Below are 20,047 nucleotides of genomic sequence, written 5' to 3' on the forward strand. Positions count from 1 at the left end.
GCGGGTTCGAGTCCCGTCCGCTCCGCCAAGTATTATTATTGTTGTTCAGTGGGTGATTAGCTCAGTTGGTAGAGCGTCTGCCTTACACGCAGAATGTCGGCGGTTCGACCCCGTCATCACCCACCACTTAGTCGAATAAGTGTGCAGAAAAAATTAGTTATGCAAAGAGGAGTGGTAGTTCAGTTGGTTAGAATACCGGCCTGTCACGCCGGGGGTCGCGGGTTCGAGTCCCGTCCGCTCCGCCAACTCATAACTGGTTTGTTTTAAAGATTTATAGTCTTACAGTTTTACAAATGGGTGATTAGCTCAGTTGGTAGAGCGTCTGCCTTACACGCAGAATGTCGGCGGTTCGACCCCGTCATCACCCACCAAAAGCTAGTGTAGTAAAGATTTAAAATATACCGCTGCGGAGTGGTAGTTCAGTTGGTTAGAATACCGGCCTGTCACGCCGGGGGTCGCGGGTTCGAGTCCCGTCCGCTCCGCCAAGTATTATTATTGTTGTTCAGTGGGTGATTAGCTCAGTTGGTAGAGCGTCTGCCTTACACGCAGAATGTCGGCGGTTCGACCCCGTCATCACCCACCACCTCCCTTCTTTTTGCCTTTCCCCCAAATAATAAATCCTTTCTCATATATTGCATTTTTTTTCACCTAACTGAAAAACAATGTCACTATTATTATTTTATATCCCAATTAATTGATCATTTGTTGTTTCGCAACCACTATTTTTTGTTTTTTTGTGATTCATTCATCGCAAATAAGAGATTCAACCGCTAAACTAGCAGCCTCTTAGCAAGGTGGTCACAGCATATGAATTCTCCCCTTGCCATGATCGCAGCGCTGTCAACGCGCATGATCTGCCTTGCACTGGCTGCAGGTATTTTGGCATTGCACTTTCTTTTAGCACAACAGCCAAGCCCGGTGGGCTATGCGCTGGAGCTATGGTTTCTTGCCTGCGCCCTCGCCCTTTTTTTGCGAAAAAAACAAAAAAACATATTATCTAATCCAGATACAGAAACACGGCTTGCCGATGATTTCTCAGCATGCCTGCCCGATTTAATCTGGTGCATCAGCTTTGCTAATCGCAGTGTTAATCCGCTGAACCACAGCTTTGCCGACATTCATCCCCAAGCCACCGCCGAAAATAAAAAAATATCCAGCCTGTTTCCAGCCCGAATCTCCCGCCAGTACCTGGAAGCCTTAATTTCTGTGCAAAGCACACAAAAACCACAAACCTTTGAATACCAGTATGGGGGCAATGATCAGGTTAAGCGTTATTTTGAGGCCCGTTTATTGCCGCAATCCTCAAGAGACTGCATGGCCGTTATTCGTGATATCACACATATCAAAGATACCGAGCAGGCATTATTAAACCAGCAATTGTTTGTGCATCAAATTATTGATTCCAGCCCTAATTTAATTTTTGTGCGGGATAAACACGGGCGTTTTCTGCTGGTTAATCACGCAACACAAACGCAACTTGGCCATGAGCTTTTAGTGCAATCGCATATGGGCTTAGTTGATTCACCCCAGCCTTTTACGCTGGGTGATGCAGATGTACTGGAAAAAGGCGAAACAATCCGCCATTTAGATTCGTGGCTGATGCCGGATAATCAGGTTCACTGGTTTGATATCACCAAACTGCCGATTGTGCGCGATGAAAATACCTATATTTTGTCCATCGCAATGGATATTTCGCATTTAAAAAGCACAGAAGCAGCAATGGAAGATATCCAAAGCCTTATTCGCAACGTAGCCGATGCGCTGCCTGTGTGCTTTGTATTAATTGAACAGGGTGTGATTACCTTTGCAAACCAGGGCGCTGAAGCTTTATTGGGCCAGACCAATAAAGAACTCACCGGAAAAACACTGACAAGCTTAATTGATCCCAATGGTGATTCCAGCAATTATCAGATTATTGAGCTGACTAATATGGCAAACCAGCTGGTGATTTTTAAATAGTCCCCCTGTCGCCAGCCCGCAAGGCGCAAAAAAGGGTCTGAGACCTTTTTTGACCCAAGCCTGAAAATAGCCACATTCTGCGATGTGGCTATTTTTTTATGCAAAAAATACAGAACACTTCATTTTGAATCGTATTGCTATCCCATTCATGCACAGGCCTTGCCAGCAAAGGCTGAAGTCCCGCCCCCCCCCTGCCTTCAGCAACAAATAAATAATATTAAAAATATAAATTAGTCATACTCAAAAAAAACTTAATGGGGCACTTATAAAACTTAAGTTTTTTTTAATCCGCAGGTCACCCCTCCTCCTTATGCTAAGCGCCATAAACAGCATTCAATATGCTCAGAAAATTGATTGATTTATTTTTAAATCCATCGTTTTACACGCGCCCGAGGAAGATCTCTCCAATGTCTAAAAGTATTTATTTATCAATCACACTCGCACTCTCCAGCGCCATGATCAGCGGCTGTAATTCTTCTGAAGATACCCCTCTCAGCACAAGCCCTGGCACACCAGGCAGTGTAACCACCCCCAGCCCGGTGCCTCCCCCTGTTGTCACCCCCACACCTGCCCCAGAAAACCCCAATCCAACGCCAGACCCTGTTCCCACGCTGGCCCCGGTTCCAAGCAATGTACCCACCTTGCCACCGACACCCGTTCCAACCACGCCTCCCAGCCCACCCCCTGTACCAACGCCCGCTCCCGTTCCGGGCACTCCGGTGATTCCTACACAAATACCGCAGCCCCCACTTGGGCCTGCCACTAAAAAAGCACTGCTGATTGGTGTGGATGGTGTCCAATACGATGTGCTGCTTGATGCACTCGCAAATAAGCAATTAAACAATATTGCACAGCTTAATTTAAGCCCAAGTTATGCAGGCGGAATTGCTGGCTCTGCCACTCAGCAACAAACCCTCAGCGGCCCGGGCTGGGCATCCATCTTAAGCGGGGCCTGGGCCAACCGCCATGAAGTGCGCTCTGATTACGCGGGGCAAGTATTCAAAACAGATTCAGTATTCAAACAATTAAGCCAGGCCCAGTCCACCAGCATTGCCAGCTGGGGTACCTTAAATAAATTATTAAAACTGGATATCAATACCGGGCAATTAAGCAATGCAATTGATTGTGCAGGTTTTGACAGCTGTGTGGTTTCATCCACCCAAACTGCCATTAACAGCGGCAATTTTAATTTAGTGGTTTCCAATCTGCACGCCCCGGAAGAAACAGCATTACACAGTGGCCTTGCAAATGATTACAAGCAGACACTCAAAACATTAGATCAACAAATTGGCGTTTTAATTGAAACGATTAAAAAACGCCAGGAACAAAACAATGAAGACTGGCTGCTGATCCTGACCTCCAGCCACGGCCTGAGCGAAGGAGGTAACAGCGACGGGCTGCCAAGACCTTCAAATCAGGCAGGCTTTATTGCTATCAACAAACCCCTTGCTGAAAAAGTAGCGGGCGTGCCGCTTAAAGCCCCGGCAAATATTGCAGATTGGTATAGCTATGCCAGCCAGGCCGATATTGCACCTACTCTGCTGAATTATTTAGCAATCAGTAACACAGCCGAAAACCATAAAATGGATGGTGTTTCTTTATTAGAAGCCCCTGCGGTAAAACAATTACAAGCCCGTGCCAACCCGGACCGCAGCAGCATTACCCTTAGCTGGAAATCACAACAGCCAGTGCGTATTTATCGTAATGGCAAGTTAATTAAAGAGCTGGCGGCAGGTGTAAATAACTTTACGGACAATGCTTTGGATGTTTCCAAAAACGGCTTGTATAAGTTTAATTACACCTTAAGCGCAGGCAAAACACTTACCTCTTATCTGGCTCAAATTGACTATATAAAACCAGCCACACTGGATGAAAGTATTTTAGTGGGCTTAGCCCAGTATTTCTCTTTAGACAGCACCCTGAACGCCAATAAAACTAATCCTGCGTTAACAAGCTTTATTGCCGGGCGTACCGCCAATTATGTAAATGGCCCATTTGCAAATAAAGCCCTGCAATCAACATCCAATGGCAGCACACCAGTCTGCGCCAGCTGCGATGGAGGGTTTAAAACCCCCTTAATCGTTGATTTCACTAAAAATCCAAGTTTCTCTATTGGCTTTTGGTTCCGCTCTGATGCGCTGCGTAATGATGTGCCGGTGATTGCCAATAAAGATTATAAGAGCGGAGCCAATACAGGCTTTGCCTTTGGCCAGTATTTAAACAGCATTAAATTTAATATTGGTGATGGCAAAAACCGCGTTGATCCGCAGCTTTCATTTACCGCTAACAGCTGGGTTTATTTAGTAATGAGTGTGGATTCAATTAAGAAAACCGCACAGGTGTTTATTGCCGACCCTAATCGCCCATTGCAAACAGCAACAGCCAATCTTTCCGCTTTTGATTTAAGCAAATTTACCGGTCTGAATGTTTTAGGGATTAATGAAGACGCACAGGGCAATTATGTAACTGCAGGCAAAGGCGGCACAGCAGGCTCATTTGATTACAGCGATTTAGCCATCTGGAATCGGACACTCAGCCAGGACGATGTTTTAGGCCTTGCCACGACCGGTAAATCACTTAAATCGTTTAATCCTTAATCAATGGAAAGCATGATGCACATCACCCGTAAACGCTTGCTGAGCCTTGCCAGCAGCCTGCTTTTGCTTGGCCTCGCCGCATGTAACAGCGATGAATCCCCCGCGAAAGATAACGCAAAACCCGCATCTGCGGCTGCCGCAGCGGCCTCCGCGGCGACAAGCTCTGGCAATAAACCCCAGCCACCCGCTTTGCACTGCGCCCCTTAATTCTGAGCGACAGGCTCCTCAGAAGCACAACAGGTTATTGATAAAATGAACGCAATTAATCGCAGAAATTTCTTAAGCCTTGCAGCAAAAACAGCGGGAGGCGCAACGGCGCTCTCATTTATCCCGCCAAGTATTATGAAAGCACTGGCTATTCCGGCGAACTCCCAAACCGGCACAATCAACGATATAGAGCACGTGGTGATCCTGATGCAGGAAAACCGCAGCTTTGATCATTATTTTGGCACCCTGCATGGCGTGCGTGGCTTTGGCGATAAGCTGCCCATTCCTCTGCCTGGTGGCAAATCGGTCTGGAACCAAAAAGATGGCACAGGCAAAGAAATGCCGCCATTCCATCTGGATACCCGCCTCACCAGCGCACAACGTGTACCCGGCACGCCCCATTTAATGCCTGACGCACAAAGTGCATGGGCGGGCGGGCGCATGGATGAATGGCCCAAATTTAAAACCCAGTATTCGATGGGCTATTACCGCCAGGAAGACCTGCCTTTTCAATTTGCACTGGCCAATGCCTTTACCATTTGCGACAGCTATCACTGCTCGTTTCACGGCGGCACCAATCCAAACCGCCTGCATTTGTGGACCGGCATGATTGATCCAACAGGCAAAAACGGCGGCCCTGTCATTAATAATGACGGGGAAAGTAAAACGTCCCCGGCTGAATACTCCTGGACTACCTATCCGGAGCGGCTTGAAGAAGCCGGTGTCAGCTGGCGTATTTATCAGGATGCTAACGATAATTTTGGCGATAACTCGGTGGAAGGCTTTGCAAACTTCCGCCGCGCCAAACCAGACAGCAGCCTGTGGCGAAATGCCATGTCCACCTGGACCATGGAGCAATTTGCCACCCACGCAGCTGGCGGCACCCTGCCGCAAGTGTCCTGGCTGGTTGCCCCCGCCAAATACTCCGAGCATCCCGGCCCATCCAGCCCGATCCAGGGCGCGGAATACACGCAGCAGGTGCTGAACGCACTTACCGCCAATCCCGATACCTGGAGCAAAACGGTCTTGTTTGTGATGTTTGATGAAAACGACGGCTTTTTTGATCATGTACCACCACCTGCCGCCCCTGCCAAAAATAACGATGGCAGCTTTGCGGGTAAATCAACCGTTGATACCCGGCTCGATTACCACACCAACGGGCAGATTTATGGCCTGGGGCCTCGCGTGCCCATGTATGTGATTTCCCCCTGGAGCAAGGGCGGCTGGGTAAATTCAGAAGTATTTGATCACACCTCGGTGATTAAATTTCTGGAAAACCGCTTTGGGGTATTCGAGCCCAATATCAGCCCATGGCGACGTGCAGTGTGCGGTGATTTGATGTCGGCATTTAACTTTGCCGCACCCAATGACACTACTGTGCCGCCCATGCCCAGCACCAGCCAGGCCGATACGATTGTGCTTAACCAAAGTAAATTACCTAAGCCTGCAGCGCCGCTGATACCGGTATTACCAAGGCAAAACCAGGGAACCCGGCCATCCCGTGCCCTGCCTTATGAATTACACACCAGTGGCCGCAGTGAAGCTGCCAACGGCAAAATGTGGCTGATTTTTAGCAATACCGGCAAGGCAACAGGCGTGTTTCATGTTTACGATCAGCTGCATCTGGATCGTGGCCCGCGCCGCTATACTGTCGAGCCAGGCAAGTTGTTATCAGACGATTGGAATACCACGGGCGATCAGGGCTTATACGATTTATGGGTGCTGGGGCCAAATGGCTTTCACCGCCACTTTAAGGGCAATACCAACAGCCAGGATAATAATCCGGAAATCCGCGTTTGCTACGACTATGTGAATGGCGATGTTTACCTGCAGCTGCAAAACACCGGCAGCAAGGATGCGGCTCTTACCATCACCGCCAATGACTACCGTACCGACGGCCCATGGCCTGTCAGCATCGCTCCTGGCGCAAATGCAGAACACTCGTGGCCTTTATACGAAAGTGGCCACTGGTACGACTTTAGCGTAACAGGCAGCAATGGCTTTGTAAGGCGCTTTGCAGGCCGGGTAGAAACCGGAAGACACTCTATCAGCGACCCGACCAATGCAGGAACAGTGATGAGGTATAGAAAACGAGCCAGCTAAAACGCATCATTTCAACAGCCCTCAGGGGCTGTTTTTTTATGTGAACAAAACCCAAATCTTGAACCACCAAGAACACAAAGTTACACAGAGAATACCCTGAGAAATAACTTATCTATTTTGTGCCATTCATATTCTTTATAAATATCTCCCTTAACGCGCCTGCGTCATTACGCCTGAACACGCCCTAAGCTAAAGGCTCAATATGCCGTAAAAAAGCGGCAATTAAAGGCACTTTTTCTCTGTCTTTCAGATAATAAAGATACTCATAAATCAAAGGACTGGTTTGTCTGAATGGCAAAATACAGAGTGCCAAATGATCAGGCACTTCACCTTCAGACATAATGCTCGCGCCAAAGCCATGAATAATTGCCTGCCGGATCGCCTCGCCATTGGCAATACACGAACTTGATTTGGGCTGAATCCCATGTTCCTGCAAAAATTGCTGAGTCAGCTTTTGTGTTTCAGAGCCTTCTTCACGCAATAAAAGATGAACTCTGGCTAAATCAGCAATATCCAGGTCTTTTTGCTTTGCTAATGGATGATCGCTTCTGATGGCCAAAACTAAAGGCTCTGCAGCCAGCAAAATACAGTTTAAGCGGGCATCTTCCATTTTTTTTGAAGACACAGTGATATCAATTACATATTCATTTAATGCCTTCAGCATTTCTTTAGAATTACCAAATTGCATAGAAAGCTGAATTTGCGGATGTGCCGCATGAAAACGGGCAATGCTGTGGCTAATAAAATAAGGCCCCGTTGCACCAATACGCAAATTACCCTGCTGAGCGCCTCCTGCATTTCGCAGAGTAAAATCAATATTGGCTTCTTCCTGCAATAAGCGCTCTACCATAGGCATCAGGCGAATGCCCGCATCGCTGAGTACCCAGCGTGCGCCGCCCCGGTAAAACAATTCAATTTGATAAATTTCTTCTAACTGGCGAATTCGTGAAGTAATGGTTGGCTGGCTTAATTTAATCTGCCTTGCAGCTAATGCCACACTACCCTGGCGGGCCACTTCAAAAAATGAGCAGAGTAATTCACTTAACATGATTTCATTTAATCATAAAAAAACAAGCAGTTTAAGAGCCGCTGATTACAATCAAGCGATGATTTAAACTGAGTCCCCCTGATCAGTAAAACGCCCCTTCATTCAGGCCCTTGCTATTTATCGCCTTAGCATCATGGGGCCAGCATGGTAAAATCGCCGCCTTCTTATCTGTACAAGCTTAACCCCAGCGATGAATTCCACGGCCACCGGCAGCGCGTCTAGTCCTCTTCCAGAGCAAAACTACCTTCAGCAAATTGCCAACACGCAATTAACCGACAGAGGCAATCTGGAACGCCTGCTGCACCGCCTGAATCAGCGGCAAGCCAAACAGCAGCCTTGCGATAAAGAATTGCGTGAGCTGGAAGCGGGTATTGCCAAATCGCTGGCCAAAAGTGAGCAGCGCAGAAGCCGTCTGCCCCGCCCGGAATTCGATGAAAATCTGCCGGTTAATCAGCGTAAAGACGAGCTAAGCGACGCGATTGCCAAACACCAAGTTGTAATTGTGTGCGGTGAAACCGGCTCGGGTAAAACCACCCAGCTGCCGAAAATTTGTCTGGAGCTGGGCCGTGGTGTGCATGGCCTGATTGGCCACACTCAGCCGCGCCGCCTTGCCGCCAGATCGGTCGCAACACGTATCGGGCAGGAATTAAAATCTGAAAACGCCGTTGGTTTTAAGGTGCGTTTTACCGATAAAACCACCGATGCCAGCTATATCAAACTGATGACAGACGGTATTTTGCTGGCCGAAACGTTATCTGATCCTTACCTATTAAAATACGACACGATTATTATCGACGAGGCGCATGAGCGCAGTCTGAATATCGATTTCTTACTCGGCTATATCAAGCAGCTGCTGCCCAAGCGCCCCGAGCTGAAAGTCATCGTTACCTCCGCAACGATCGATGCCGATCGCTTCAGTCAGCATTTTGCCGGAGCACCTGTCATGGAAGTCTCTGGCCGTACCTTCCCGGTGGAAGTGCGCTATCAGCCACTGCACGCTGTGGATGAAGACGATCAGGAACTGGAAATGGAAGAAGCCATCGTCCAGGCCATTGAAAATCTGTGGCGGATTGACGGCAGCGGCGATGTGCTGGTGTTTTTGCCGGGCGAGCGCGAGATTCGCGAAACCGCCGAAGAGCTGCGCAAAGCCAAACTGCGCGACGCCGAAATCCTGCCGCTGTTTGCACGGCTTTCTAACGAAGATCAGCAGCGGATTTTCCGAAGCTCCAGCAGTGGCCGCCGTATTGTGCTGGCCACCAATGTGGCCGAAACCTCGCTCACCGTACCAGGCATTCGCTATGTAGTGGATTCGGGCCACGCGCGGATTAAACGCTATTCACCCCGCGCAAAAGTAGAACAGTTGTTGGTTGAGAAAATCTCCCAGGCCTCGGCACGCCAGCGTTCTGGCCGTTGCGGCCGGGTGGCTTCCGGTATTTGCGTGCGGCTTTATGATGAAGCTGACTTTAATAACCGCTCCGAATTTACCGATCCGGAAATTGTTCGCTCGTCTTTAGCAGCGGTTATCTTGCGTATGGCGGCGCTCAAGCTGGGCCATATCGACAACTTTCCTTTCCTGGAAGCGCCATCCAGCCGTTTAATCAGCGATGGCTATCAGCAGCTGCGTGAGCTGGGTGCGGTCGATATCGCAGACCAGCTGACCCCCATTGGTAAGCAACTCGCCCGCCTGCCGGTGGACCCGCGCATTGGCCGTATGCTGCTGGCCGGGCGGGATGAGCATTGCCTGGCCGAGATTCTGATTATTGCCTCGGCACTGTCGGCGCAAGACCCGCGCGAGCGCCCATTTGACGCCAAAGAAGCCGCGGCCCGTGCCCAAGCCAAATTTGTGGATGATAAATCCGACTTTTTATCTTTCCTGCGCATGTGGGAATTCTTTAACGAGGCGCTGGAAAATAAAACCAGTAATCGTCAGCTGATTAACCTTTGCCATGAACACTTTTTATCCTATCTGCGCCTGCGCGAATGGCGGGATTTACATCGCCAGCTGGCCGAAATTTGCCAGGATATGGATTTACAGCTGAATGATTTAAAAACAGCGCCGGGCACTCCTGAGCAAATTTTAAAAGCGCTGATGACCGGCTTGCTGGGCAATATCGGCTTTAAGCAGCCAGAAAACGATGAATACCTGGGCGCGCGCGGGATTAAATTTAATATTTTCCCTGGCTCCGGCCTGAAAAAAGCACGCCCCAAATGGATTATCGCCGCCGAAGTGGTTGAAACCACCAAGATCTATGGCCGCTGCGTGGCCGCCATCGAGCCGGAGTGGGTGGAGCGCATCGCCGCCCACCTGGTGAACCGCCATTATTTTGATCCGCACTGGGAAAAAACCTCCGCGCAAGTGAATGCCAGCGAGCGCGTTACCCTCTATGGCCTGCCGATCGTGCCCAAACGCCGCGTGCATTTTGGCAAGATTGATCCTGTGGCCTCACGCGAGATTTTTATCCGCGAAGCCATGGTGAACTTTAATTACAACAGCCGCGCCAAATTTTTTGAACACAATAAGACGCTGATTCTGGATGTGCAGGATTTAGAACATAAAGCCCGCCGTCAGGATGTGCTGGTGGATGATGATGCGCTATTTGCGTTTTTTGACGCCAAAATTCCAGCCGATATCGTGAATGGCGCTGGCTTTGAAGCATGGCGTAAGTTGATTGAAAAAGACAATCCCCAGCACCTGTTCCTGGCCCGCGATGATTTAATGCAGCACGGCGCAGCTGCGGTGACAGAAGAGCAATTCCCGGAATTTTTCCGCCTGAACGACGCCAAGCTGCCGCTCTCTTATCGCTTTGAGCCAGCACACCCGCTCGATGGCGTGACCATCACCCTGCCCCTGCATCTGTTAAATCGCGTGAATCACGCTGTTTTTGACTGGCTGGTGCCGGGCATGATCCGCGAAAAAATCACCCTTTTGATTAAGTCCTTGCCCAAAGCAATCCGCCGCATCTGTGTGCCGGTGCCGGAATTTGCCACCAAAATGCTGATTGAGCTGGATAAAGCCTCCAGAACCGAGCCGCTGCTGCCGCAACTGGCGCAAGCAGTGGGCCGTGGCGCGGGGCTGATTGTGCCCAGTGATGCTTTCAGCCCCAAGGATCTGCCGCCCCATCTGCAAATGAATTTCAGAATTGTGGACGACGCAGGCCAAGAGCTGGCGCAAGGCCGCGACCTGATTGCGCTGCGTGCCCAGCTGGGTGAAGCAGCACAAATGACCTTCCGCGATGCGGCGGACGACAGCGTCAGCATCGAAAAAACCGGCATTATGAAATGGGATTTCGGCGATCTGCCCGCCAAAATCAATTTCAAACGCCAGGGCCGCTCAATTACTGGCTTTCCTGGCCTTGTGCCTGAAGAAGATGCAGTAGCGATTCGCCTGTTTGATACCGAATACGCCGCCGCTGCAGCGCATCGGGACGGGGTAATTTGCCTGCTGAAATTCGAGCTGAAAGACCATGTAAAACAGCTGCCTAAATCGCTGCCAACTTTTAATCCATTGGCTTTACAGCTGCGCGGTGTATGCAATGGTGACGAGCTGATGGAAGATATCGTGGCCTGCATTTGCGATCGCGCCTTTATAGGCGAAGACGATGCGCCGCGTAAGCCCAAAGAATTCGACGGCCAGAAATCCCGCGCCAAAGTACGCCTGCCCTCAGTGCGCGATGCCGTAATGCGCATCCTGGCCGAGCTGACCCAGGAATACGTGACACTGAATAAACTGATCGCCAAACCATCACCCTTTGCCAGCGCCATGACAGAATTACTTGGCCAGCTGGTATTTAAAGGCTTTTTACACAAAACCCCCTGGGAGCAATTACCCCGCCTGCCCATCTATGTAAAAGCCATGCGCATCCGCGCTGAAAAACGCGTTGCCAATCCACAAAGAGATGGCCAGCGCGGTGCGGAAATCAACGAGCTGTATAAGCGCTGGGAAACAGAGATGCTGAAATGGGAAAAAGAAGGCCGGGATACCGCGCCACTCGCCCCTTTCCGCTGGATGATAGAAGAGCTGCGCGTTGGCCTCTTTGCTCAGGAGCTGAAAACGCCTTATCCGGTATCGGTAAAGCGCTTAAGCAAAGTGTTTGAAGATTTAACTAAACACTAATCAGTAAAAAGGCCGGCGAAGCACCGCCGGCCTTTTCCACACTGCATCATTGCTTGTAACAGCAGCCACTCTGCTGCTGAACAGGCACTTCAGTTTCGCTCTGATTCAGCGTACTTCTTTTGCTAATTTAAGCAATTGCGCACTCATCACCAAACCAACCTGATTAGCCTGTGAGCGGTTAATTTTAAAACTGATGCGGTTGGGCTCGGTCACCAGAACAATCATCGCTTTTTCTTCAAATGCTTCTGCATTTTCACCAATCACTAAAATAGGTAAAGGCAAAACCACCGCCAGATTAATCCGCTCTTGAGCACCAATAAAAAGCACATTACAGTCTGTTGCCGATTTCACAGACGAAACCTTTACAACCTTAACCGGATTACCATTTATTCTTCTGTCTTTAAATTTATCCAATTCATCATAAATACCTTTGGCCCCTAAAACACAAAGCAGGGTTTCTTTATTCGGCGGCAGTGGCCAGGTTGTAAATTGAGCAAAGCGAAAAATAAAATTCGCTTTTAATTCAGTTTCATCTGCAGCAGCCCATACGCGGGCAAAGAGCAGTGAAAATAAAAGCATCAATATCAGCTTAGCCATTATTAATACCTGACATTGATTTTAAGCCGGATATCACGGCCATCTTGTTTTAATGAAAACCGATCAAAATTAACATACCTTGTCGCCTCCTCATACGATACATCCGCAAGATTATGCACAGAGAGTGATACAGCGCAGTCTTTACTGATATCACCATTCAGCGCAATATCTGCCAGCCATTGTTTTGGCAGCTCACCAAAGAAAATATCTCTGCCGCTGATATATCTAAGCTCAGTGGCTAATTTCCAGCGGGAATCAGCAAATGGCAATAAAAGTTTTAAATTCAGCATATGCCGTGGCGAATTAAACAAGGCTATATCATTACCAATTTCAGTTTTTTGTAATGAATAAGCCAGCTTTGCCTGAATTCCTGCCTCAAACCGCTGCTCCAGCTCCGTTTCAAACCCCGTACTGACTACTTTTTCTAAATTGGTGTAAACCAGACCATCCTCTGCAGCAGCCTGACCAATTAAATCATTCATTTCATAATGATAAACAGATCCATTTAATTTAGTGCTGGGTGTTAAATAATGCTCTGCCACCAGCTCCAGCGTTGTAATTTTTTCTGCTTTTGCTTCAGGGTAGTTAATTGCGGTATTACGGGTTTGCTCAAAAAAATTAGGATTTCTAAAGGCAGAGCCATACAATAATTTGATATTTGTTTTATCCAGCGGGTTCCAGATCAAACCCAGCCGGGGATTAAGATACTCACCATATTCAGTATGATCGTACCTTGCCCCCGCAATAAAAATAAATCCATCAGCAAAATTGTATTCATCCTGAGCAAAAAAAGCATAATGACTGGAGGACTGCTCTATTGGGCTTCCTTCATTTAAGCCCTCGGTATAGTTATTCCAGAATTGCTCAGCATTCACCCGGCCCTCCAAACCCAATAAAATTTTATGCCCGGGCAGCTGATTATATAAAGCATGCAATTCACCATCCCACCAGCGGCCATTTGCATTTTCTTTATCTACAAACATCGTTTCAGAATTATAATAGACTGGAAAACTTCCTTTATATTCTTCCTCGTGGTAACTCAATCGCGCCTGCATATTCCAATCTGAAAATAATTCAAAATCATAGCTTAAGCTGATCAGCGAACGCTGGCTCTCATTTAAAGTTGTGCCATTTTTAATACTCAGCACAGGCGAATCAGCGGAGCCAAATAAAACTGGATTGGTTTTTTCCCTGCTGGAAAATACCCCGGTCAGCTGCAAGCCATCCATTGATATTTTAGTAAAGAGATAACGGCTTAAATCGCCGTCTGTAACCGGGTCTCCATTAAATTCCGGTGCTGGAACAGCGTAATCCATGTAATAAGGATGGCTGGGGCCGCCTCTGTAAAACTGGCTGGCCGAAATTAAATACTCAAGACCATTATCTAAACGATTCGCCATACTGGCACGTAATTTACTGGTATTAAAACTTCCATATTCAAGCGAAGCTTCCGCACCACGCAAGCTGGCCGCACCGCGCGTTAATACATTGACTACGCCTAAGAAAGCGTTATTACCATAAATAGCTGACCCAGGGCCGGGCACATATTCTACTCTGTCGATTAAATCCACATCGAGCGGAAATTCATTTCCCACAAAAGCACTATCAAATACATTATTATTTAAACGGATTCCATCAATTAAAATTAATACGCGGGTATTGTAATCGCCCGGAATAGCCACACCGCGGGCCCCCAGAAATGTATTCTGCCCGTCATAGCTGGTAAACAGCCCTGGCATACTGCGTAATATTTCCCCAAGAGTACGATAACCAAACAGCTGGATATCATCACGGCTGATCACCCGAACTGCCGATGGCGCATTTTTAACCCCCTGAGAGAATTTAGATGCCGTTGAAACATCCACATTATGAGGAGGATTAATTAAAGCCGTATCGAGTAAATCCTCAAGGCTGGGACCGCCAGAATCTGCTCTGGCAAGGCTGAATAGAAATAATAAAAGAAACAGTGATTTCATTTTTTTTCAGAATAAACACAGAAAGTATTTTTGCCTGCCTTTTTAGCCTGATACATCGCCAGATCAGCATAGTGCAGCAAAGTTTTTGGATCATCGCTGTGTAAAGGACAACACGCAATACCAATACTAATACCGACCGGCATGACTTCACCATGAACAATAATTGGCTGCTTTACACCGGCGACCAGTCTTTCAGCTAAAATCTTAGCGGCTTCTTCATCTGCGATTTGCGGCAAAATAGCCGCAAACTCATCCCCGCCCAAACGGCAAGGCATATCGGTACTGCGCAGAATATTTTTTAAACGCTGGGAAATAATAGTCAGCACTAAATCACCGGCCTCATGCCCGAATTGATCATTTACATATTTAAAGTTATCTAAATCAATAAACATCAGTGCTGAAAACTGATCCTCTAAAATAGAACGCCCCACCGTTGTTGCTAAAGCCTGATGAAAATAATGGCGATTAGGCAGCTGAGTTAAATTATCATAATTTGCCAGAATATCTAAACACCGCTCTGACTCCTTGCTTTGATTCAATTCTTCTTTAATATCGTTTTCCCATTTCTCAATTTTTGCCAGCATCTGATTAAAATGAAAAGACAATCTGCCTAACTCATTATTGCTGATATAACCGGAGCGCAAACTGTAGTTGCGCTGTAAAGCAACATTCTCTGCAACAGTAGACAGCTCAAAAATAGGAGCCAATGCCCTGACCTGCAGGCGGTTTAAAATATAGGAAGCCGTTACTATGGCAATAGCCGTTAATATCAGCCCCAGTAAAAAGAATTGTAGTGTTTCTCTGTAAACTGCATCAAAACCAATCTGTAATTGCACGGCCCCCAGCAACTCACCATCCAGCGATACAGGCACCAATACCGCGATATGATCAAAAGACATATCTGTCTGAGGCTGATTAGAAATATGAGTAAACGAAAAGAGCTGGCTGTCCTGATGCAAAGCGCCCCAGTCCGCAAAAATTTGGTTTTGCGAATTTACAATGCTTAAATAGGCAAGATCCGGCATAGTGATAAATGAGTGGACTAAGGTTTTAGCTGCTTTCTGATCGTTAAAAACCAGCATAGGCGCAATATTTGCAGCCAGAATATTGGCATTGACGATGGCCTCAGTTTTTAAACGCTGCACGGCAAGATAACTATAAGAAACAGAAAACAAGGCAAGGCAAACGAGCAATGTGCCAGCAATACCAAGCACATTCAGCAGCAATAATTCTTTTGCCAGTGGTAGATTTTTAATTCTGCTCTTTTCCATTTAAAGCCTTATTCATGAGCCCAAACATACTGTGATTGCCACATTTTTACACAAAGAGGCTATCGATGCTGAAATATAGCGCACTGGCTGATTTATCCTAAGCCACTTGCAAATATTTATTAAACAGGCGGACCAGTGATTACATTACAAGGCAGATTTTCTATCAATACGCTGCGCTAATAAGGAAGTAAATCCCGCCATTCTATCCATGCCCGCTGTATGCTTTTCAGTGTATTGAGTGGCTCCATTACAAAAATACATTCCCTCTTACGTAAATTAAGTAACAATGGCATGTTATAGTCAACATAATGTAAGGAGAACCCATCTGATGAAAACCCGTTTATTTGCAATTGCGCTCTGCTTTGCCGGTTTCACGCATGCACAAGCCGAAGCGGCTGCCGCTGCGCCCATCACAAAGCTTGAAGTAATTGATGTAAAAGCCGGCAACGGTAAAGAGGCCACAGCAGGCAGCACAGTCACTGTGCATTACACCGGCTGGCTTTATGATGCAAAAGCCGGTAAAAATCACGGCACGCAATTTGACAGCTCAGTAGGAAAAACACCATTTAGCTTTCCGCTGGGTGCAAAACGCGTCATTAAAGGCTGGGATGCGGGCGTGGCAGGAATGAAAACAGGCGGCAAGCGCACACTGATTATCCCCGCAGAAATGGCCTATGGTGAGCGCGGTGCGGGCAATGTCATCCCACCCAATGCCCCCTTAGTGTTTGATGTTGAGTTGCTGGATGTAAAATAATTTTCACCCTGTAAAAAGGCAGGGCCGGTCACGGTGCCCTGCCTTTTTTATCCACTGCATCAATCAGACTGACACGCCCTTCGCCTTATCAGGGTAGCGTTTTGCAAAACGCTCTGTCTGCGGATAGGGGTAAAAATCTTCAATAAAACCCTGTTTGATTCTGTCTTTTGCATGCTGCCAAAAACGCACGGTAAGCAAATCAGCGTGATGCTGCATAAAGATTTTTTTGACGTCCGGGCGGCCTAACAAAAAAGTGCCGAATTCTTCCGGATACACTTCATTCGGATTGCCGCTAAACCAGGTATCACTGCTCATTTCAAATTCTGGTGCAGGTGGGGGTGGAATACGGCGGAAATCACAATCCGTCATATATTCAATTTCATCATAATCATAAAATACCACCCTGCCTTCGCGGGTCACGCCAAAATTTTTAAACAGCATATCGCCAGGGAAAATATTGGCAATGGCCAGTTCGCGCAGTGCATTGCCATAATCTTCAATCACGCTGGCAATTTCTTCATCATGGCGTTTCTCTATAAAGATATTCAGCGGCGTCATCCGCCTTTCAATATAAAGATGGCGCAAAATTACTTTATCTTCGCTTTCCTCTAATATTGATGGCGCTAATTTACGGATCTCGTCTAAAAGCTCTTCATTAAAACGCTCTTTGGGTAAAGCCACATCCGAGAATTCTAATGAATCGGCCATTCGCCCAACCCGGTCGTGCTGTTTCACCAATAAATATTTGGCTTTTACTATCGCCCGGTCTACCTCTTTGGGTGGTGCAATGACATCCTTAATTATTTTAAATACAAAAGGAAAAGATGGCAGGGTAAATACAATCATCACCATGCCCTTGGTGCCTGGCGCAAACACAAAGGAATCAGTGGAATGCCGCAGATGATGAAACAGCTCACGGTAAAACATGGTTTTACCCTGCTTGCCCAAACCCAGCATGGTGTAAAGCTCGGCACGTGATTTATCCGGCATAAGCTTTTGTAAATAGCGCACATAGGCCGATGGTACTTCCATATCGACCAGGAAATAAGCACGGGATAAGGAAAATAAATGGCTGATTTGCCATGGCTCAAACAGCGCGGCATCCAGAAATAGTTTTCCATCAGCATCACGGCAAAGCGGCAGGGCAAAAGGGATTTCTAAATCTTCATGAATGGCTTTGCCAATAATATATACCGCTTTATTGCGATAAAAAGGTGAGGCTAATACCTGAATTTGGGTATTCAGTGCAAACTCTGGCCAGCGGCCTAAAAACTTGTGCAGGGCCCGCAACAGGCGGCGCACATCGCGCTCTAAATCTACAAAGGGCAGCTCAAAATTAAAATCAGTAAACATATTGGCCAGCGTCGCATTCAGCCCTGTCTGAATAGGGTAATAGCTGCGATAAATAGGTGGCTCTGATTCTATATATTCTGTAGAGACGGCCGGGCGATAAAAAATAAAGTCATTATGAAAATAAGTGCGGTGCAAAATACGGCAGCATACCGAATTAAAAAATGTTTCAGCCAGCTCAGGCTGCTGATGATTAATCAGTAAACCAATAAAATAGAGTTTTACTTTAGACCATGTCGCATCCGGCAAGCTGTCTGCATTAAAATCCTGCTTAAGCCGGTCTGCCGTTTCTATGACACGCAAATCATAAAAAGCGATTCTGTCGCGTACTTCTGCACGCTGAGCATGAAAATCACCTTCAATAAAATGAACTTTGGCCTTACGGCTGGATTCCCTGAATAAACGATAGTGCCAGTCAAAACCTTCCTGCAGGGCAAGCGCAATTGCGGCGACTTCCCAGTGATCAGGGTTAGGGCTGTCCAGGCTGGAATCCAGTCTTACGCTATTCATTGGCATAGGTACTTTCCTTTTAAATAAAGTAACCTTTTATTTGCATCATCAGATGATATTTACTTATTTATAGACAATATCTTTGCCGGCAGCGCATCTTTAGAAAAAATGCTCTTTTTTACTGCAATTTCAAAGTTTTAAAATGATTGAACCAAGATACACGATTTATTTTTTCTGCTCATTATGTAAATCCCTAAGAAAAAAGCCCCCGGCATATCCGGGGGCTTTTTTCGGGGATTAAAAAGATTAAGCCCGCTCTACTGCCAGTGCAACGCCCATACCACCACCAATGCATAATGTAGCAAGGCCTTTTTTAGCATCACGGCGTTGCATTTCATGTAATAACGTCACCAGAATACGGCAACCCGATGCACCAATTGGATGGCCCAAAGCAATTGCACCACCATTCACGTTTACTTTATTTAAATCCCATTTCAATTCACGGCCTACACCAATGGCCTGGGCTGCAAATGCTTCATTACCTTCGATCAAATCAAGATCATCAATGCTCCAGCCCAAGCGTGCCAATACACGTTGTGTGGCAGGCACCGGGCCCATACCCATAATGGTTGGATCCACGCCGGCAGAAGCCGCCGCGCGAATGGTAGCCAGAGGCGTTAAGCCCAGTTCTTTCGCTTTAGCCGCGCTCATCAGCATCACGGCTGCAGCGCCATCGTTAATACCGGACGCATTACCTGCTGTGACGGTGCCTTCCTTATCAAAAGCGGCGCGCAATTTAGCCAGCGATTCTGCTGTGGTGGCAGGTTTGATAAATTCATCCTTATCAAACACAATTGGATCACCTTTCTTTTGCGGAATCACAACAGGGAAAATTTCTTCTGCAAAGCGGCCTGATTCCTGAGCTGCAGCGGCTTTCATTTGTGAGGACAAGGCCAAAGCATCTTGCTCTTCACGCGTAATGCCATATTTTTTGGCGATGTTTTCGGCAGTCACACCCATATGGTAGTTGTTATAGGCATCGGTTAAGCCGTCATACACCATGGTATCGACCAGTGCAGTATTGCCCATACGGAAGCCATCACGGCTGCCTGGCAGAATATGCGCCGAAGCAGACATGTTTTCCTGGCCACCCGCAATCACAATCTCACTTTCACCAGACAGAATGGCCTGTACGCCTAAAGCCACTGCTTTTAAGCCTGAACCACATACCTGATTAATGGTTAAGGCAGGGATTGCATCTGGCAGCCCTGCACGGCGCAGCGCCTGACGTGCCGGGTTTTGGCCCAGGCCCGCAGTCAGCACATTGCCTAAAATCACTTCGCTGATTTGGTCTGCTGCTACACCGGTCTTTGCCAGCAGGCCACGAATTACTGTCGCACCTAATTCTGCAGCCGGCACTTTAGCCAGCCCGCCACCAAAATTGCCCAGAGCAGTACGACCAGCAGCAACAATCACGATCTCAGTCATGCGGTATTTCCCTTTTAAAAGGCTGTTTTGGGCATTGACCCAACAGCTGATTAAGCAATGCATTTATCAGCAGAATTAATCTGCCATCATTTACAGCGTAATAATCGCTTATTGCTGTTTCAGTTTTTCAGGC

12 protein-coding genes and 5 tRNA genes are annotated in these 20,047 nt (G+C 47.4%); 11 read left to right on the top strand and 6 right to left on the bottom strand.

The window, feature by feature from the left end:
* The first annotated feature begins 50 nt into the window (after window positions 1–50).
* The 9 genes from HA050_RS16610 (at window position 51) to HA050_RS16650 (ending at window position 6,866) form a co-directional block, all read left to right on the top strand.
* Window positions 51–126: transfer RNA gene (locus tag HA050_RS16610), tRNA-Val, on the top strand.
* 42 nt (window positions 127–168) lie between these two features.
* A tRNA-Asp gene (locus tag HA050_RS16615) sits at window positions 169–245 on the top strand.
* A 50-nt stretch (window positions 246–295) separates the two neighbouring features.
* Window positions 296–371: transfer RNA gene (locus tag HA050_RS16620), tRNA-Val, on the top strand.
* 37 nt (window positions 372–408) lie between these two features.
* A tRNA-Asp gene (locus HA050_RS16625) sits at window positions 409–485 on the top strand.
* A gap of 22 nt (window positions 486–507) precedes the next feature.
* A tRNA-Val gene (locus tag HA050_RS16630) sits at window positions 508–583 on the top strand.
* 224 nt (window positions 584–807) lie between these two features.
* On the top strand, window positions 808–1,959 hold the full coding sequence (locus HA050_RS16635; RefSeq protein ID WP_166828593.1) for a PAS domain-containing protein: 1,152 nt from the start codon (window positions 808–810) through the stop codon (window positions 1,957–1,959).
* Between the two features lie 407 nt (window positions 1,960–2,366).
* Entirely contained in the window at window positions 2,367–4,556 is a 2,190-nt protein-coding gene (locus HA050_RS16640) for a LamG-like jellyroll fold domain-containing protein (protein ID WP_166828596.1), read from the top strand.
* Window positions 4,557–4,568: 12 nt separating this feature from the next.
* Window positions 4,569–4,763 carry a hypothetical protein gene (locus tag HA050_RS16645; protein ID WP_166828599.1) on the top strand — a complete coding sequence of 65 codons (195 nt, stop codon included), beginning with the start codon at window positions 4,569–4,571 and terminating at the stop codon, window positions 4,761–4,763.
* Between the two features lie 45 nt (window positions 4,764–4,808).
* Window positions 4,809–6,866: a phosphocholine-specific phospholipase C gene (locus tag HA050_RS16650; protein ID WP_166828602.1), complete on the top strand. Its 2,058-nt coding sequence runs from the start codon at window positions 4,809–4,811 to the stop codon at window positions 6,864–6,866.
* 184 nt (window positions 6,867–7,050) lie between these two features.
* Here the strand turns inward: HA050_RS16650 and HA050_RS16655 are convergent, their stop codons facing one another.
* Entirely contained in the window at window positions 7,051–7,914 is an 864-nt protein-coding gene (locus HA050_RS16655) for a LysR substrate-binding domain-containing protein (RefSeq protein ID WP_166828605.1), read from the bottom strand.
* A gap of 190 nt (window positions 7,915–8,104) precedes the next feature.
* Here HA050_RS16655 and hrpA point away from each other — a divergent pair, with 190 nt between their 5' ends.
* Complete coding sequence (hrpA, locus tag HA050_RS16660) at window positions 8,105–12,028, top strand: ATP-dependent RNA helicase HrpA (RefSeq protein WP_166828608.1); 3,924 nt, start codon at window positions 8,105–8,107, stop codon at window positions 12,026–12,028.
* A 105-nt stretch (window positions 12,029–12,133) separates the two neighbouring features.
* On the opposite strand, the gene HA050_RS16665 is transcribed toward hrpA, so the two are convergent.
* The 3 genes from HA050_RS16665 to HA050_RS16675 are packed head-to-tail and all read right to left on the bottom strand — an operon-like array spanning window position 12,134 to window position 15,872.
* Entirely contained in the window at window positions 12,134–12,625 is a 492-nt protein-coding gene (locus HA050_RS16665) for a YfiR family protein (RefSeq protein ID WP_166828611.1), read from the bottom strand.
* Window positions 12,626–12,627: 2 nt separating this feature from the next.
* Window positions 12,628–14,601, bottom strand: a complete 1,974-nt coding sequence (locus HA050_RS16670; RefSeq protein WP_166828614.1) for a TonB-dependent receptor plug domain-containing protein — start codon at window positions 14,599–14,601, stop codon at window positions 12,628–12,630.
* Window positions 14,598–15,872 carry a sensor domain-containing diguanylate cyclase gene (locus HA050_RS16675; protein WP_166828617.1) on the bottom strand — a complete coding sequence of 425 codons (1,275 nt, stop codon included), beginning with the start codon at window positions 15,870–15,872 and terminating at the stop codon, window positions 14,598–14,600. Before HA050_RS16675 ends, HA050_RS16670 begins: the two co-directional genes overlap by 4 nt.
* 328 nt (window positions 15,873–16,200) lie before the next feature.
* Between HA050_RS16675 and HA050_RS16680 the strand changes: the two genes are divergently transcribed.
* Entirely contained in the window at window positions 16,201–16,626 is a 426-nt protein-coding gene (locus HA050_RS16680; RefSeq protein ID WP_166828620.1) for an FKBP-type peptidyl-prolyl cis-trans isomerase, read from the top strand.
* Between the two features lie 63 nt (window positions 16,627–16,689).
* Here HA050_RS16680 and aceK read toward each other — a convergent pair whose 3' ends face one another.
* Window positions 16,690–18,492, bottom strand: coding sequence for a bifunctional isocitrate dehydrogenase kinase/phosphatase (gene aceK, locus HA050_RS16685; RefSeq protein ID WP_308418912.1), 1,803 nt, complete (start codon window positions 18,490–18,492; stop codon window positions 16,690–16,692).
* A 240-nt stretch (window positions 18,493–18,732) separates the two neighbouring features.
* Window positions 18,733–19,914: an acetyl-CoA C-acetyltransferase gene (locus tag HA050_RS16690; RefSeq protein WP_166828623.1), complete on the bottom strand. Its 1,182-nt coding sequence runs from the start codon at window positions 19,912–19,914 to the stop codon at window positions 18,733–18,735.
* Window positions 19,915–20,047: the final 133 nt, after the last annotated feature.

The sequence above is a fragment of the Iodobacter violaceini genome (assembly GCF_011601265.1).
In the GTDB taxonomy this organism is placed as follows: Bacteria; Pseudomonadota; Gammaproteobacteria; order Burkholderiales; family Chitinibacteraceae; genus Iodobacter; species Iodobacter violaceini.

Bases quoted from the DNA above. Each gene is read 5' to 3' on its own strand.
- HA050_RS16690 (WP_166828623.1), bottom strand. From the start codon at position 19,914: ATGACTGAGATCGTGATTGTTGCTGCTGGTCGTACTGCTCTGGGCAAT.
- HA050_RS16635 (WP_166828593.1), top strand. From the start codon at position 808: ATGAATTCTCCCCTTGCCATGATCGCAGCGCTGTCAACGCGCATGATC.
- HA050_RS16670 (WP_166828614.1), bottom strand. From the start codon at position 14,601: ATGAAATCACTGTTTCTTTTATTATTTCTATTCAGCCTTGCCAGAGCA.
- HA050_RS16640 (WP_166828596.1), top strand. From the start codon at position 2,367: ATGTCTAAAAGTATTTATTTATCAATCACACTCGCACTCTCCAGCGCC.
- HA050_RS16655 (WP_166828605.1), bottom strand. From the start codon at position 7,914: ATGTTAAGTGAATTACTCTGCTCATTTTTTGAAGTGGCCCGCCAGGGT.
- aceK (WP_308418912.1), bottom strand. From the start codon at position 18,492: ATGCCAATGAATAGCGTAAGACTGGATTCCAGCCTGGACAGCCCTAAC.
- HA050_RS16675 (WP_166828617.1), bottom strand. From the start codon at position 15,872: ATGGAAAAGAGCAGAATTAAAAATCTACCACTGGCAAAAGAATTATTG.
- HA050_RS16665 (WP_166828611.1), bottom strand. From the start codon at position 12,625: ATGGCTAAGCTGATATTGATGCTTTTATTTTCACTGCTCTTTGCCCGC.
- hrpA (WP_166828608.1), top strand. From the start codon at position 8,105: ATGAATTCCACGGCCACCGGCAGCGCGTCTAGTCCTCTTCCAGAGCAA.
- HA050_RS16650 (WP_166828602.1), top strand. From the start codon at position 4,809: ATGAACGCAATTAATCGCAGAAATTTCTTAAGCCTTGCAGCAAAAACA.
- HA050_RS16645 (WP_166828599.1), top strand. From the start codon at position 4,569: ATGATGCACATCACCCGTAAACGCTTGCTGAGCCTTGCCAGCAGCCTG.
- HA050_RS16680 (WP_166828620.1), top strand. From the start codon at position 16,201: ATGAAAACCCGTTTATTTGCAATTGCGCTCTGCTTTGCCGGTTTCACG.